Annotated in this window: 13 protein-coding genes; 8 read left to right on the forward strand and 5 right to left on the reverse strand. The window is 61.7% G+C overall.

The window, feature by feature from the left end; translation table 11 throughout:
• Positions 1–66 precede the first annotated feature (66 nt).
• From epmA to infA, 3 genes are all read right to left on the reverse strand, one after another.
• Positions 67–978 carry an EF-P lysine aminoacylase EpmA gene (epmA, locus tag E8L22_RS10595; RefSeq protein WP_136525154.1) on the reverse strand — a complete coding sequence of 304 codons (912 nt, stop codon included), beginning with the start codon at positions 976–978 and terminating at the stop codon, positions 67–69.
• 4 nt (positions 979–982) lie between these two features.
• Positions 983–1,546 carry an elongation factor P gene (gene efp / locus E8L22_RS10600; RefSeq protein WP_129125669.1) on the reverse strand — a complete coding sequence of 188 codons (564 nt, stop codon included), beginning with the start codon at positions 1,544–1,546 and terminating at the stop codon, positions 983–985.
• A gap of 155 nt (positions 1,547–1,701) precedes the next feature.
• Entirely contained in the window at positions 1,702–1,920 is a 219-nt protein-coding gene (gene infA, locus E8L22_RS10605) for a translation initiation factor IF-1 (RefSeq protein ID WP_129125668.1), read from the reverse strand.
• A 181-nt stretch (positions 1,921–2,101) separates the two neighbouring features.
• Between infA and E8L22_RS10610 the strand changes: the two genes are divergently transcribed.
• The 8 genes from E8L22_RS10610 to E8L22_RS10645 all read left to right on the forward strand — a co-directional run bounded on the left by E8L22_RS10610 (position 2,102) and on the right by E8L22_RS10645 (position 10,817).
• Positions 2,102–2,494 carry a hypothetical protein gene (locus E8L22_RS10610; RefSeq protein WP_136525155.1) on the forward strand — a complete coding sequence of 131 codons (393 nt, stop codon included), beginning with the start codon at positions 2,102–2,104 and terminating at the stop codon, positions 2,492–2,494.
• On the forward strand, positions 2,487–3,803 hold the full coding sequence (gene rlmD, locus E8L22_RS10615) for a 23S rRNA (uracil(1939)-C(5))-methyltransferase RlmD (RefSeq protein WP_136525156.1): 1,317 nt from the start codon (positions 2,487–2,489) through the stop codon (positions 3,801–3,803). The genes E8L22_RS10610 and rlmD overlap by 8 nt, the downstream gene beginning before the upstream one ends.
• 36 nt (positions 3,804–3,839) lie before the next feature.
• Positions 3,840–4,928 (forward strand): tetratricopeptide repeat protein, encoded by a 1,089-nt coding sequence (locus tag E8L22_RS10620; RefSeq protein WP_136525157.1) that lies wholly within the window; start codon positions 3,840–3,842, stop codon positions 4,926–4,928.
• Positions 4,929–4,954: 26 nt separating this feature from the next.
• The gene (locus tag E8L22_RS10625) at positions 4,955–5,230 is read left to right on the forward strand and encodes an HU family DNA-binding protein (RefSeq protein ID WP_129125664.1); all 276 of its coding nucleotides are present in this window, start codon (positions 4,955–4,957) and stop codon (positions 5,228–5,230) included.
• 135 nt (positions 5,231–5,365) lie between these two features.
• A complete protein-coding gene (locus E8L22_RS10630) occupies positions 5,366–7,036 on the forward strand; it encodes a Na/Pi cotransporter family protein (protein WP_136525158.1) in 1,671 nt (556 codons plus the stop codon).
• Positions 7,033–7,935 (forward strand): Ppx/GppA phosphatase family protein, encoded by a 903-nt coding sequence (locus tag E8L22_RS10635; RefSeq protein WP_136525159.1) that lies wholly within the window; start codon positions 7,033–7,035, stop codon positions 7,933–7,935. The genes E8L22_RS10630 and E8L22_RS10635 overlap by 4 nt, the downstream gene beginning before the upstream one ends.
• 142 nt (positions 7,936–8,077) lie before the next feature.
• Positions 8,078–8,980, forward strand: coding sequence for a sensor domain-containing diguanylate cyclase (locus E8L22_RS10640; protein WP_136525160.1), 903 nt, complete (start codon positions 8,078–8,080; stop codon positions 8,978–8,980).
• Positions 8,981–9,383: 403 nt separating this feature from the next.
• Entirely contained in the window at positions 9,384–10,817 is a 1,434-nt protein-coding gene (locus E8L22_RS10645; protein ID WP_407925352.1) for an ammonia-forming cytochrome c nitrite reductase subunit c552, read from the forward strand.
• A gap of 149 nt (positions 10,818–10,966) precedes the next feature.
• On the opposite strand, the gene E8L22_RS10650 is transcribed toward E8L22_RS10645, so the two are convergent.
• Both E8L22_RS10650 and E8L22_RS10655 read right to left on the reverse strand, forming a co-directional pair.
• On the reverse strand, positions 10,967–11,569 hold the full coding sequence (locus tag E8L22_RS10650; protein WP_136525162.1) for a short chain dehydrogenase: 603 nt from the start codon (positions 11,567–11,569) through the stop codon (positions 10,967–10,969).
• A gap of 49 nt (positions 11,570–11,618) precedes the next feature.
• On the reverse strand, positions 11,619–14,615 hold the full coding sequence (locus E8L22_RS10655) for a BamA/TamA family outer membrane protein (protein WP_136525163.1): 2,997 nt from the start codon (positions 14,613–14,615) through the stop codon (positions 11,619–11,621).
• Positions 14,616–14,668 lie beyond the last annotated feature (53 nt).

Consider the following 14,668-nt stretch of genomic DNA (forward strand, 5'->3'; position numbering starts at 1 on the left):
TTTACCTCCGCCCGGTCTCAGGGGCGAACACTATTAGCCTGACTGTGAACGGGGGGTAGGGCGGGGCTAGAGTTCTTCCGTGGTGAAGGCGACGACGTCGTCGATGCTGTCGGCGTTAATGAGCACCATGACCAGGCGGTCGAGCCCGAGGGCGATGCCGGCGGCCTCAGGCATCCCGGACAGTGCGGCGAGAAACTTCTCAGGCATCGGGTAGGTCCGCTTCCCCTGCGCTGCACGCTCGGCTGCTTCCGCCTCGAAACGGGTACGCTGCTCGATGGGGTCGATCAGTTCGGAGAAGGCGTTCGCGATCTCGAGCCCGCCGATGTAGAGCTCGAAGCGCTCCGCCACCGTGGGGTCGGACGCCTTGAGCCTCGCGAGGGCCGAGCAAATGGCGGGGTAGTCGTAGATGAAGGTGGGACGCGTGAGGCCCAGGTGCGGTTCGATGCGCTCCACCATGAGCTCGTCGAAGCTCCCGTCGGCAAGAGCCGCTTCCGCAGTGGTGTCGGTGTAGCGCCGGAAGGCGTCGCGGACCGTGATCCGCTCCCATGGAGGCGAGAGGTCGATCTTGTGGCCGCGGTAGTCGGTGCTTTCGCTCCCGGCGGCGGCACGGACCAGTTCCTCGGTCTCGGCCATGAGGACCTGGTAGTCCGCCTGTGCGCGGTACCACTCGAGCATGGTGAATTCGCTTAAGTGGCGCGAGCCACGCTCGCCATCCCGCCAGCAGCGGCAGATCTGGAAGATGCGCGGATACCCCGCGGCCAGAAGGCGCTTCATGCAGAGTTCCGGGGAGGTCTGCAGGAACCAGCCGTCGCTGGGGATGGCGTCGATCTGTGCCTCGGGGGCGGGAGCAGGTATGCGAAAAGGGGTCTCGACCTCGAGATACCCCTTTTCATGGAAAAACATCCTGATCCTGTTGAAGATCGCGCCACGCTGGGCCAGGGCCTGTGAGCGCCTGGCCAGTGGCCAACTTCCCGGCATCTTTTTACCCCTTCACCCTGGTGGAGTACTCGCCGGTACGGGTGTCGATGGTGATCAGCTCGCCTTCTTCGATGAACGGCGGTACGCGCAGGACGTAGCCGGTCTCGACGGTGGCGGGCTTGGAGTCGCTGCCGGAGGTGTCGCCTTTGACCCACGGGTCGGTCTGCACGACGCGGAGGTTGACGAAGTTGGGAACCTCGACGCCGATCGCCTTCTCCCTGAAGAGGAGCACGTCAACTGGGAGGTTGTCGATCAGGTAGTTTTTGGCGTCGCCCATGGCGTCTTCGCTGATGTGGATCTGCTCGTAGGTGGTGTTGTCCATGAAGCAGTAGTGGTCGTCTTCCTTGTAGAGGTACTGCATCTTGCGATCCTCGAGCTGCGCGGGCTCGAAGGTCTCGCCGGAGCGGTAGGTGCGGTCCAGGGTAGAGCCGGTGATCATGTTCTTCAGCTTGGTGCGGTAGAGCGCCTGACCCTTGCCCGGCTTCGCGAAGTCGAAGTGGGTGATGATGTACGGCTCGTTGTCGATGGCGATCTTCAGGCCTTTTCTCAGATCGGCTGCAGTGTACATAGGTTCTTCCTCGTTCTTGATTGATATTTGGATAGGGCTCTAGCGTGCGGCGTGGGCGGCACGCGCTAAACCGTTATCGGGTCTATGTTATCCGTATTGCCTTGCAGCGATGCTGAATGTGGCTGGGACAGACGCCGGTGACGTACGGGGGAGGGCTACTTGGCGCGATAGGTGATGCGGCCGCGGCTCAGGTCGTAGGGGGAAAGCTCTACGGTGACCTTGTCGCCCGGCAGGATCTTGATGAAGAACTTCCTCATCTTGCCGGAGATGTGTGCCAGCACGATGTGGTCGTTTTCCAGCTTCACCTTAAACATAGCGTTGGGAAGCGGCTCTATGACCGTCCCTTCGACTTCAATTGCTTCTTCCTTGCTCATTTTCGCTCCTGGCGGTATGTGTGGCTTGTTTTAACAACAGGCGAGTCTACAAATATTTACTTAAAAAAGCAAGCTGGTTTTCGCCGTCTGCTCCATTTTCCTCACGGTATCATCGCTATTTACAGAACATCCATAACATGCTAAAAAAATGACGAGATTTCAGCCAGAGGTGTCCTTTTACATGTCAAAACTGATCAGGGAGATCCCGCTCTCCAACGGGCTCACCGTTCGTTTCTTCGATGCATCCCGCCGCTACTTCGGCGACTACCACCAAGTAAGGGTGAAGATAAGCTGCGACGTGCCTCTTACTCCGGACCTCTTCCAGGACGAGGCGTCCTATGAGGCAGCCACAAAGCTTCTCGGCGCCTGTGTCAGTTACCAGAAAGAGATCGAGCACCAAGGCGTTGCCGGCGCCTCGGTCGAGGAGACCGTCGACCGGGTGATCGCCCATTTCGTAGAGCACTCCCTTGATTATTTCAGTGGTCCCGGTTTCCCTAAAAAACTTGCGCAGGCCGAGCTCGTCAAGGCCCAGGGGCGCAGAAGAGGGTTCATCCCGCGGGGCGTCCATGACTGAGCACGAGGTCTCCATAGAGAGCCTTTGCTACGGCGGTGCCGGGTTTGCACGCCTAGACGGCAAGGCCTGTTTCGTACCTTTCACCGCGCCTGGGGACATCGCCCGCGTCCGCGTCGTGAAGGAGAAGCGCTCCTTCGTGGAGGCCGAGCTGCTCGAACTGGTGACGGCCTCCCCGTTGCGTATCGAGCCGTCCTGCCCGGTGTTTGGCGCCTGCGGCGGCTGCGACTGGCAGTTCCTCTCCTACGCCGAGCAGTTGGCGACAAAGGGGACTATCTTCACCGACACCTTGAGCCGCATCGGCAAGGTGCCGCGCGAGGTGGTCCTCCCGGTTTCCCCCTCGCCGGAGTGCTACGGCTACCGCTCGAGGGTCCAGTTGAAGGTCTCCCGGCACAAGGGCGCATTGAGGCTTGGTTTCTTCCGCACCGGTTCCCACGACATCGTCGACTTCGGCGCCGGGTGCCCCCTGGCTCACGAGCTTTTGAACCGGATGGCGGATGAGTTCCGCTCTCTCTTGTCGCGGCTGCCCCGCGGCGAGGCGGTACAGCAACTCGATCTCGCCATGGGCGACGACGGGGAGGGGATCGCCATCCTGCACTGCCGCGAGGCGCGGCCGGAACAGGTGGCTGTGGAGCTTGCCGCCGCACGCGACCTTATCCCATCCGTATCGGGAGCGTACGTGAAGGGGGGGGCGAAGGGCGAGCTCATCCGCGCCTTCGGCATCGATTCCCTGAGCTACCGTATACCCGCCGACCTGTTTCCGGGATCACGGGAGCTGCGCCTTCGTTTCAGTCGCGGCGGCTTCTCCCAGGTTAACTACCGGCAGAACCTAGAGCTCATCCGCACCGTCTGGGAGTGGGCGGCCCTCACCGGCAAGGAACGGGTGCTCGATCTTTACTGTGGCAACGGCAACATCTCCATCCCGCTGGCCCCTCACGCCGCCGAGGTCTTCGGGGTGGAGGGATTCGCTCCCTCGATCCAGGATGCGGTGGCCAACGCAGAGGCGAACGGCGTCGAGAACGTCTCGTTCCAGGTGAGCGACGCATCACTCGCGGTCCGTCGTCTGGCGAAGCGCAAGGAGAGGTTCGACGTAGTTGTGCTCGACCCGCCGCGCGCTGGGGCCGAAGCCGCCGCCGAACTGGCTCAGCTCGAACCGGAACGGATCATCTACGTCTCCTGCGACCCGACGACCCTCGCGCGCGATCTCGCGCAGCTGCAGGGCGCCGCATACCGGGTCACGCGGTCCAAGCCGGTCGACATGTTTCCGCAGACGTATCACCTAGAAAGCGTTACCGAACTCATTCGGATGTGATGTGAGTTTGTTATTTCCACCATTATCGGAGGCTGCATGTTTTTCGGACTGTTCGGCAAGAAGGATTTTCGTCACTACCAGAACCAGGGTGCCAAGCACCTCGCGGCGGAGCGTTTCGCCGATGCGCGCGTCGATTTTCAGGAAGCGCTGAGGCTTTGCCCTGCTGATGCCGCTCAGGAGGCTGCCGCGATCCAGGAAGGTCTCGACCATGCTTGCGATCGTCTGGGCGAGTTGAACCTCCAGGAAGGGGAGCACGCGCTCAGGGCGGGCGAGGCGCAGAAAGCGTACGACCACTTCCGCCTTGCCGCCGATCTCGCCGTCGACCGCGGCCTCAAGTCGCGCGCCGAGGCCGAGGCCCTGAAACTGGAGCAGCCTGCTCCCGCCGCCGCTCCCGCGGCCGGTGCTGCTGCCGGTGCCGGTGCCGGTGCCGGTGCTGCTGCGGCTCCGGCCGGCGTCGGCAACTACAAGCCGCACAGCGGCGGTTCCTGCACGAGCTGCAAGGGGCACGGCGGGCACCACCACGAGGAGCCGGCCCCCATGGAAATGAGCCTCTCCGAGGAGGACCAGTTCTACCTCATGGTCCAGCCGCTCCCCGGCGACCTCCCGGGACGCTACGCCGCCATGGGTCCGAAATTTGCCCGTGCCTACCTTCTGATTCATGAGGGTAACGACCGCGACGCTTTCACAATTTTGCAGGAAATGTTGTTATCTGGTGAAAATGACATTGTATTATACGAAGTGGCACTTATAATGTTCAGGGGCGGCCAAATTCATGAGAGCGAAAAGCTCCTGAATCGTGCTCTCGCCCTCAACCCGCAGAACGCTGCGGTGTACCTCGCGCTGGTCCAGCTTTACGCAGGCGGCGGGGCTTATCCGCAGGCCATGGCGGTCGTGGAAAAGATGCTCGAGCTTGACATCCTCGCCGACCAGGCCCAGTTCATGCTGGGCGAGTTGCACGAAACAACGGGCAACACCGAGCGCGCCATGGAGCTTTGGACCAAGTCGCTCGAGTATCCGAGCGTGGCGCGTTCCGCCGCTGAAAGGCTCATTCCGATTCTCAACGGGCAGGGACGCACCGACGACGTGAAGTTCCTGACCAAAAAATATTTAAAGGGTTGTTGTTAAAGCAAGTGGTTCCCCGGAGGTGGACAATGAACAAATCAGAACTCATTGAATCTCTCGCTGCCAGAAAGACCCTCTCCTTCAAGAAAGCCGAGGAGGTGGTCAACGCGGTCTTCGCTTCGATGACCGAAGCCCTGCTATCCGGTGACCGGATCGAGATCAGGGGCTTTGGAAGCTTCGTGGTGAAAGAGTACGACGCCTATACCGGAAGGAACCCCAAGACAGGCGAATCCATTGCAGTAAAGGCCAAGAAGCTTCCTTTCTTCAAGGTCGGCAAGGAACTGAAGGAAAAGGTCTCCGGTTAGCTGAACTTTCCGTCAACGTTCGCGGGATCCGAAGATCTTCGTAGTCACCATTGCGCCCGCCGGCCTCCCGCCGGCGGGCGCCCATTGTTTTTGTAGCTGTAGTACAGCTTTTACAGAGCCAGAACCGGCCTTGCCATGTTTCCCACCTTTTGGTCGTATATCGTAGAGGCCCTCGGCGGGCTCGCGCTCTTCATCCTCGGCATGCGGACCATGTCGGAGGGGCTGCAAAAGGTCACCGGAGAGCGCCTGCGCCGCATCCTCGAGCGCACCACCGGAAACCGCCTCACCGCCCCTTTGCTCGGCAGTTGTCTCGCATCGCTGCTCCAGTCCGGCCCGGCTGCGTCCGTGCTCGTGGTCGGCTTCGTGAACGCAGGTCTTCTCTCGCTCTACCAGGCCCTGGGCGTACTGCTCGGCACCGGTATCGGCACCACGCTCGCCATCCAGTTCATCGCCTTCCGGGTCTCCGCACTCGGGCTGCCGGCCATCGCCCTCGGCGTCTTCTTCAGCTTCTTTTCGCGCAGCAGGAGACTCTCCAATCTCGGCCGGATGCTCCTCGGCATCGGTCTCGTCTTCTTCGGTCTTTCCATCCTGGAGGGGGCCTGCCTGCCGCTCAGCGAGAGCGCCATCATCGCGGGGCTGCACCAGACGCTTCCTTCGCTTCGCCTGGTGGCGGTCCTTATCGGCGCGCTCCTCACCTTCGTGGTGCAGTCCGGCAGCGCCACCCTCGGTATCGTAATAGCACTCGCCTCGGCCGGCGTTCTCTCCTATGATTCCGCCATCGCCATGGTGATAGGCGAAGTGGCTGGCGCCGCGCTCATTCCGCTCATCGCCTCGATCGGCGGCAGCCAGACCGCGAAACGGGCGGTGATCATCTACCTCGGCATCAGTTGGGGCGCCATCGCCCTCGCGCTCATCTTTTTCCCGCTTTTTCTGCGCCTGGTCGCCCAGGTCTCGCCCGGTGATCTGACCCTTTTGCACCAGGGCGCTCCGCCCGAGGCCGTGGTGCAGGCCATGCGCCCGCACATAGCCCGGCACCTGGCCAACGCGCATACCATTTTCACCGTCGCGTCGCTTCTCGTGTTTCTCCCCACCATCGGCTTTTTCGCCCGCTCCGCCGAGACGCTGCTCCCGACCAGACGCTCCGAGAGCGAGCCGAGGCCCCGCTTCATCGACGTCCGGGTGATCAAGACGCCGACCATCGCCCTCGTGCAGGCCTGGAACGAACTGGCCCGCATGGGGAGCATCGCCGCCTCGATGTACGCCGACCTCGTTTCCGAGTTCGACGGCTTCAACCCCAAGGTCGCCGCCGCGGTACGCAACAAGGAAGTGGTTCTCGACGTCCTGCACCGCGACATGTCCCAGTTCCTGGTGGCCCTCTCGCGCGAGACCCTCTCGCTTGAGCGCGCCATGGAAATCCCGGCCATGCTGGAGCTCGTGAACGAGATCGAACAGGTGGGGGACCATATCGAAGCGGTGCTCAACTACCTGATGCGCAAGAAGGAAGAGCGGCTTCGTTTTTCGTCAAGCGCGATGGACGAGTTGAAGCGTTTCGCGGCGCGGGTGGGCGCCGTGGTCCAACTCTGCGAGGCGGTCCTGAAGGGAGAGGACGCCCCCGACGTGACCCCACTCAAACTCGAGATCGCTTCGCTGGAAAGCGAGCTGCAGACAAGTCACCTGCGCCGTCTGAAAAGCGGCAAGTGCAGCATTGTCTCCGGGCTTTTGTACGGCGACATGATCGCCTCGTTCTCCAAGATCGCCCAACTCGGATTCTCCATGATCAACGAAAAGAAAGGAATAACCCCATGACCGACAAAGTAGCCTCCATCGACCTCGGCACCAACACCGCGCGCCTCCTGATCGCCAGCCGGGATCCCTACCGCCAGATCCTGCTCAAGAGGATCATCACCAGGCTCGGGGGGGGCTTCACCAGGGAGTTCGGGCTCTCGGAAGAGGCGCAATTGCGCTCGCTTGCAGCACTCAAGGAATTTGCCGCCGACATGGCGGCGCACGGCGTCCGTCGCGTGAGAGCCGTGGCGACTTCCGCGGTCCGCGACGCCAAAAACGGCGCGGAGTTCTGTCGTCGTGTGCAGGAAGAAACCGGCATCACCCTCGAGGTGATCGATGGCAACGAGGAGGCCATCCTCACCCTCAGGGGGGTCGCATCCATCCTCGACAACAAGGACGAGGATCTCGCCGTTTTCGACGTTGGAGGGGGGAGTACCGAGTACACGCTGGCGGCGCTGCAGCAGCCGCTGTTCTCGCGCAGCCTCCCGATCGGGGTGGTGCGTCTAACGGAAGGGAAGGGGAGCGTCGCCGCCATGGAGGAGAAGGTCAGACGCGAGCTTGAAGGGCTCAAAAGGGAACTTCAGGGGGAGGGGCACCTGGAGCGTTTTGCCGCCGCAACCCTGGTCGGCACCGCCGGCACCGCTACAACCTTGGCCGCCATCGACCTCGGTATGACCGACTACGATTACCGCCGGGTGAACAACTACACCCTGCCGCTTGCGAAGGTCGAGGCGATGTTCGAGCGGCTGCTTCCCCTGACGCCTCAGGAGCGCCTCCGGGTGCCGGGCCTTGAGCCGGGCAGGGAGGATCTCATCGTCGCCGGTATGCTGGTGGTGCTGACCACCATGCGCGTCTTCGGTTTCGGTAGCTTCAAGGTGAGCGATTCCGGACTGCTGGAAGGGGCGATCCTCGGGGTCTAGCTGCGGCGGGCTTTTTTGACAACGCTCAGGGCCGCGACTATACTCATTAACACTTCGGCCACATCTTGCTCATTATTCGCTGTCTGGCCGCGCATCCTTCGGATACCGGTTCAGTCTTCTCCGCCCTGAAGGAGCACGTGTCATGCATCTCAGCAGCGCTTCATACTTAAAAATCATCGAAGAGCTGCGGGACGGACTGTACATCGTCGACATGAACCGGAGGATCGTCTTCTGGAACCATGCCGCGGAAAGGATCTCCGGCTACGGCGCGGATGAGGTAGTCGGGAAGCCGTGTGCAGACAACATTCTCTGCCACGTCGACGATATAGGCCTAAACCTCTGCTGCAGTGAATGTCCCCTCGCGACCACCATAGAATCCGGCACTCCGCACGAAGCGCGCGTCTTTCTGCACCACAAAAACGGTCACCGGCTGCCGGTCTTGGTCCGGGTCGTGCCGCTCACCGACGACGACGGCAAGGTAATCGGCGGCGTCGAGATGTTCTCCGACGACAGCTTTACCGCGGCCAACGAGATGCGGCTGCAGGAGCTGGAAAAACTGGCCCTCTTGGATGGACTCACCCAGCTTGCCAACCGCCGTTACCTGGACCGTGAGCTCGAGGCCCGCCTTGAGGAACTTAACCGCTACGACATCCCCTTCGGCGTCCTGTTCATGGACCTGGACGACTTCAAGTGCATCAACGACCGCTACGGGCACGATACCGGCGACCGGGTACTGCAGTTCGTCGCCGGTACGCTGAGCGCCAACTCCCGCCCCTTCGACCTTTACGGGCGTTGGGGAGGCGAGGAGTTCGTCGGCATCGTACGAAACGTCACCGCCGCGAACCTCAAACACATGGGGCAGCGCCTGCGCAAGCTCGTCGAGAAGTCCTTTCTCCTGGTAGATGACGTGCATCTGCGCGTCACCATCTCCATCGGCGCCACCATGGCGCTCAAAACCGACACGCTGCAAACCCTCCTGCAGCGCTCAGATTCCCTAATGTACCAGAGCAAGACGTCCGGCAAAAACCGGCTCAGCATCGGGTAGTCCCGCCGCGATACTGTTTTCAGCCGCGGCGCGGCAACGCCATACTCCTTCTCTCCCCGAATAACCTCTCTGTGTTTAAAAAAGCATGCCGGTGTAAGGCCTAGCTGCCGCGAACTTTGCGGTATGCACTGTCGCGCCGCATGCGCTGACTAAGAAAACCCAGCGCTGAGGTTCGGCCTGCCTCTTCACGGGCATCTTGTTTCCTACTCTGTGACAAGGAAAACGTCTATCACGAAAGGAGAGGTCTTTGTGTCGCAAAAGTCTTTCCTTTAGCGAGCTGCCGCATCGTGGGGACAATGTCAGAATTGGTGGTACACTGAGGGGCGTTTTCCAATCAAACCATGAGCAAAAGGAGGCACAAATGCGGAGCAGGAAAGCAAGGTACCTTTCAGTTTTCGCTTTTATGACTGCGGTTTTGATCTGGAGTGCGTGCGTGCAGAAAAGAATGGATCCCGTAACCAGCGAAATGGCCCCGGAAGGCAAGGTAGATCCAGCCGATGCCGCCATAGATCCGGCGCACTGGGGCAGGCTTTATCCCATTCACTACCAGCAGTGGAAGCTGACCAGCGAGCCGACCCCCGCAGGTCTCAGCAAGTACAAGAGGGGGTACGACGTCGGTGAGGAGCGACGCGACAAGCTGGACGAATACCCCTTCCTTGCGCTTTTATACAACGGCTGGGGCTTCGGGGCTGAGTACAATGAGCCGCGCGGCCACTATTACATGGTGCAGGACCAGCTCGAGGTCGATCCGGGGAGGATCAAGGCGGGGGGCGCCTGTCTCACCTGCAAGACACCTTACGCGCCGAAGCTTGCCAAGGACATGGGGGCGGCATATTTCCCGACCCCGTACAAGGAGGTCCTGGCGAGGCTTCCCAAGGATAAGCAGACCTTGGGTGTTGCCTGCGTCGATTGCCACGACAACAAGGGGATGGCCCTGAAGATCTCCCGCGGCTTCACGCTCGGAAAGGCGCTCAAGGAGATCGGTCTCGATGAGACGAAACTGACCAGGGAACAAAAACGTAATTTCGTCTGTGCCCAGTGTCACGTGACCTATATGATCCCGAAGGACAAGGACATGCATTCCACCAACGTGATCTTCCCCTGGGCGGGGAGCCAGGAAGGGCACATCACCATCGAGAACATCATCAAGCAGATCAAGAGTTCACCCGCGAACGGTGAGTGGGTGCAGGCGGTTACCGGCTTCAAGCTCGGCTTCGTCCGCCACCCCGAGTACGAGTTCTACTCGAATCAGAGCCCGCACTACATGGCAGGCGTCACCTGTGCCGACTGCCACATGCCTGTGATGACGGTGGATGGCGAGGACCTGACCGATCACAGGATCATGAGTCCGCTCAAGGGGAGCATGTCCGCCTGCGCCGCCTGCCACGGCGAGACCCCTGCGCAGCTAAGGCAGAAGGTCATCGACATCCAGGACCGTTTCACCGATCGCTATCTCAAAGCCGGATACGCCGTGGCGACCGATGCGAAACTGTTCGAGATGGCAAACCGGGCGAAGAGTGCGGGCAAGCAGATCGACCAGGAACTGTACGGGATGGCGCGCGAGCATTATGAGCAGGCCTTCTACCGGCTCGTGTTCGTGGGGGCCGAGAACTCCACCGGTTTCCACAACCCCGCAGAGGGGATGCGCGTTCTGGAGGATGCGGTAAATCATGCCTCCGCAGCCGACATGCACCTGCGCCAGCTCCTCGCCCAGGCCGGCGAGAAGGTGCCCGAGAAGGTCGACCTCGAGCTTCCGAAGTACCTCAACAACCGCGGCACGAAGAAGCTCCAGTTCAGGCCGGAATTCGAGGTGAAGCCGCCGACCATAGTGCGGTAGATCGCAACCTAGGCGGGAGGAGCCGTCCCCCTCCGGGTGGACGGTACGCGGCAACACCTGTGAGGCATAGAAAAAGGGCAACGGGTCGTGGGGAAAGTATCCCCAGCTCCGTTGCCCTTTTTGTTGTCCTCGCGTATCGGCGCGTTATCTCAGGCGAAGTCCTTGGCGTTGATCACGGTGCCGCTACGCATGCCGTGAATGCTCGACCAGTACGCCTGGGCCACCTGCTCGGCGGGCATCCCACCGGTCGCGTCCATCCCGAGCGCTTCGAGCGTTTCCTTCACCCACGGCGGGCTCACCACGTTGATACGTATGCCGCGCGGCATCTCGAGCGCCGCGGCGCGTACGAAACCTTCCAGCCCGGCATTGACCATGCTGATCGAGGCGCTCCCCGGCATCGGACTGTGGCTCAGGACACCGCTGGTCAGGGTAAAGCAGCCGTTGTCGCTTATGTAGTTCATCCCCACCCGCACCAGGTTCACCTGGCCCATCAGCTTGCCGGCCAGCCCGGTCTGAAAGTCCTCGTCGGAAAGTTCCGCCAACGCCCCGAAGCGGGCGACCCCGGCGGCACAGGCGAGGGCGTCGAAGTGGCCCACCTCCTGGAACATCCGCTCGATGGACTCCTTGTTCGACATGTCCACCCTGTGGTCGCCGCTTCTGAAGGCGACCTTGACGACGTCGTGCTCGGTCGCCAGGAGTTTCGCCACTGCCTTCCCTATGGTTCCCGTCGCTCCCACCACGATAATCCGCATATGCTCCTCCTGTTAAGCGGTTATGGTTTGAGGGGCCCGGTGTCTCTCTTTAGAGCCCCAAGTACAGCGCGAAGTATATCTGATCTTCGCCGTTCTTGTTGAACCCGTGAGCGAATCCTATCGCAGGGGTGACCTTGGCCCAGTAGCCGATAGTCAGATCGGCGCGCAACTCGACACCGGCGCCGACTCTGGTTTCGTCTGCTGCGAAGGGGCGCAGGCCGCCCCAAACCTGGCCTGCGTCTACGAAGAGAGCGGTGTGCAGCTTTTCTGCGAAGGCGGGAACGGTGCCGGGGCCGGAGAATGGGTACATGATCGGCGCACGGTACTCGATGGTTCCCGTTGCCACGTACTTGCCGGTCATGGAACGGAGCGGATAGCCGCGCAGCGGGTACGGGTTGAGGTCGGACGGTGCGCCGCCCAACTGGAAGGCCTGCTGGCCGTACTGAAGGTCGCCATCGGCGAAGGCACCGGCCAGGCGCAGATAGAGCACCTGGTTCCCCGGTTGCCGAATCGGCAGATGCAGGTACTCCTGCCAGGTCGCGCTGTACTCCGAGAGGTTGATGTCGCTCCCGAACCCTTTGTCGAAGCGGCGGTACAAAAGCGAAACCCTTCTCCCTTCCTCGGAGCTGATCGAATAGGGGTACTTAAGCACGTCGTCGAAGTCGATTCCGGCGAAGAGGTTGTCCCTGCGCCCCTGAAAGACGGGGACGCCATGGAAGGTGCCGTCGTCAGCCACGTCGCTCAGCGCCTTCTGGTCGAGAAGTTCATAGCCGGCCCGCAGGCGGTAGCGCGATTCCAGCCGGTTCAGGGGGACGGCGGCCTCGACGGACACCCCGCGGTTCAGTTCGTAGTAGTCGTTGCCCGTCTGGTAAAGGTCCCCGTACAGAAACGGTTCGTTGTGCGCCCGGAGGGTGAAGGTCGGATAGAACGAGTCGTTTTGGTAGATAAGGCTCCCGTAGCCGCGTTTGCGGCCTTCACTGTAGGCGCCGCTTACGGCGTAGGTGTGGTAGCCGAGCGCATCGCTTCCAGCGGTATAGGCGCCGATGGCGACCCCCTCGCCGTCGGCGTAGAAGCGCGGCAGCCAGAAGCGAGGTGCGATCGTCTTCAGCGGCGTGTATGAGGCGGAGGGGAGCAGCGCCGGAGTTTGAGAGGTGGCAGTCTGGACAGTCGTCGGCTGGGCTGTCCCAGCCTGTGTTGCCGCAGTATCGGAAGTGGCGCCTTCGGGTGCGGTCGGCTCCGATGCGGGAGAAGTGGGGAGGGCGCGGGTAAGCGGCAGTGAGGGGCCGCGGCTTTCACTCCAGTCGGAGCGCTCCAAGTTGAATGCCGCGATCCTGAAACCGTGTGAGGTGTAGTGCGCGATCAGCATGCGGCTTCCGTCGGGAGAAGGCTCAGGCTGCAGGGCGCCGGTCAGCAGGTGACTCACCTGGTAGCTCTTGCGCGCCTTGAGATCATAGGCAAAGACGTTGAAGACCCCGGTCTCGTCCGAGATGTAATAGACGACCGCGCCGTCGGGCGCCCAGACGGGGTAGGCGAGGGAGTTCCCCGCGCTTAGCAGGACGCTCTCGGATTTCCGGCCGAGGTCATAAATCATGAGTGAACTCCGGCCGTAATTGTCGGTCCGGATGTAGCTGAGCGTGCGGCCGTCGGGCGACCAGCGCGGAGCGGAAACCCGCTCCCCCTGGTAACGCGTCACCGTGGAAGGTTTCGGTTTTTCCAGTCCCGCCAGGTTCTCGAAGAGGACGAGATTTTGGCTCCCGGAGCCGCTTTGCACGGCGGCAAAGAGTTTTCCGTCCGGGGAGAGCTGCACTTCGCCGAGGCGCTCACCCTTGGTGAGTCGGTCGGTGCGGTCATGGTCGAGGTCGTGGACGTAGAGGTCCTGGTACAGGTCGAAGCCCCGTGTGATCTCGGCTTGGGTGAAGTAGATGCGTTTGCCGTCCGGTGACCAACTGAGGCTCCCGTCGGAGAACTGGCGCCTGAAGCTTGCCAGCACGCGCCGGCCGGTGGCATCGGTCACCACGATCGAGGTGTGGTCGTGCGGGTCGCGCCTTGTGAATGCGATGCGACTTCCATCCGGGGAAAAGCGCGGGTAGGTGAGGTTTTCACCTTCGTCGCTGATGCGGGACAGCGTCGTGAAGGGCTTCTGGGAGAGGACAGCGATTCTTGCGCTTTGCTCCTTTCTCAGCGCCACGAGCATATCCTCGTACACATCCCGATAGCTATTGCCGTTGAAGTTCCTCTTGGCAGGCGCGCTGATGGTGTAGGGGATACGCCCGGCATGGGCCTGGGTGAGCGTTCCCGCCGCGTCCTGGCCGTAGGTCTCGGCGATGTAGCGTTGCAGGCGGTAGCCGTAGATGTAGGGGAGGCTCCCCGCGGGCCAGAAAGGCACATCGCCGTTGATCTGGTCCACGCCCGGGAGGTTGTTTTCCGCTACGGCCGCACGGAAGATCATGTCGTAGTAGCTCCCCTTGCCGCGCCCCTGGCCGGTGTACTTCGTCTCGGCCCAGGTTGCCATCCCCTCGTGCCACCAGCGCGGCATGAAGGTGTTGGGCGGGGCCGTCGCAAGGAACATGACCACGGCGATGGGATCCATCCAGGGAAGCGGTTTGCCGAAAATGGCGCGGGTCACCTTGGAGTAGCCGCGCGCCGGGTCGGCGGATAGGATGTGGGCGTACTCGTGCGTGATCAGCGTCCTCATCCAGTCGTCGTACTCCCCGAGCGTGGAGGCGAGTGAAGGGGGGACCACCTGCAGGTAGATCGTGTTGTACGGGATGGTGATGGCGAGCCCGTTGGTGAAGTCGCTGTCGTCGATCAGGATCACCTGGGTCTTTTCCGCTGGTTGCCACTTGAATTCATGGGTGAGCTTTTCGTGTGCCTCCTCGGCCAGGCGAGCGGCCTTTTGCGCCGCAGCCTCCAGTCCTTGGTGGTAGTGGATGGCGAAGTGAGCGGTCTCGATGGTGGAGTAGGTGAACCTGGTATCAAATTTGGCCGCCTGCGCGGTGGTTGCCAGACAGAAGAGGGTGACGACGGCAAGCATCAAAGATTTCATGATGTCCTTTCCAAACGGTAGTGGGATAGCGGTTGCGGGGGATGGACGCGGGG

This window comes from Geomonas ferrireducens (genome assembly GCF_004917065.1).
Classification (GTDB): domain Bacteria; phylum Desulfobacterota; class Desulfuromonadia; order Geobacterales; family Geobacteraceae; genus Geomonas; species Geomonas ferrireducens.

Excerpts from the sequence above, each read along its gene's own strand:
- E8L22_RS10620 (WP_136525157.1), top strand. The coding sequence starts at position 3,840 with ATGTTTTTCGGACTGTTCGGCAAGAAGGATTTTCGTCACTACCAGAAC.
- E8L22_RS10625 (WP_129125664.1), top strand. The coding sequence starts at position 4,955 with ATGAACAAATCAGAACTCATTGAATCTCTCGCTGCCAGAAAGACCCTC.
- rlmD (WP_136525156.1), top strand. The coding sequence starts at position 2,487 with ATGACTGAGCACGAGGTCTCCATAGAGAGCCTTTGCTACGGCGGTGCC.
- E8L22_RS10645 (WP_407925352.1), top strand. The coding sequence starts at position 9,384 with ATGACTGCGGTTTTGATCTGGAGTGCGTGCGTGCAGAAAAGAATGGAT.
- epmA (WP_136525154.1), bottom strand. The coding sequence starts at position 978 with ATGCCGGGAAGTTGGCCACTGGCCAGGCGCTCACAGGCCCTGGCCCAG.
- E8L22_RS10635 (WP_136525159.1), top strand. The coding sequence starts at position 7,033 with ATGACCGACAAAGTAGCCTCCATCGACCTCGGCACCAACACCGCGCGC.
- E8L22_RS10655 (WP_136525163.1), bottom strand. The coding sequence starts at position 14,615 with ATGAAATCTTTGATGCTTGCCGTCGTCACCCTCTTCTGTCTGGCAACC.
- efp (WP_129125669.1), bottom strand. The coding sequence starts at position 1,546 with ATGTACACTGCAGCCGATCTGAGAAAAGGCCTGAAGATCGCCATCGAC.
- E8L22_RS10630 (WP_136525158.1), top strand. The coding sequence starts at position 5,366 with ATGTTTCCCACCTTTTGGTCGTATATCGTAGAGGCCCTCGGCGGGCTC.
- E8L22_RS10610 (WP_136525155.1), top strand. The coding sequence starts at position 2,102 with ATGTCAAAACTGATCAGGGAGATCCCGCTCTCCAACGGGCTCACCGTT.
- E8L22_RS10640 (WP_136525160.1), top strand. The coding sequence starts at position 8,078 with ATGCATCTCAGCAGCGCTTCATACTTAAAAATCATCGAAGAGCTGCGG.
- E8L22_RS10650 (WP_136525162.1), bottom strand. The coding sequence starts at position 11,569 with ATGCGGATTATCGTGGTGGGAGCGACGGGAACCATAGGGAAGGCAGTG.
- infA (WP_129125668.1), bottom strand. The coding sequence starts at position 1,920 with ATGAGCAAGGAAGAAGCAATTGAAGTCGAAGGGACGGTCATAGAGCCG.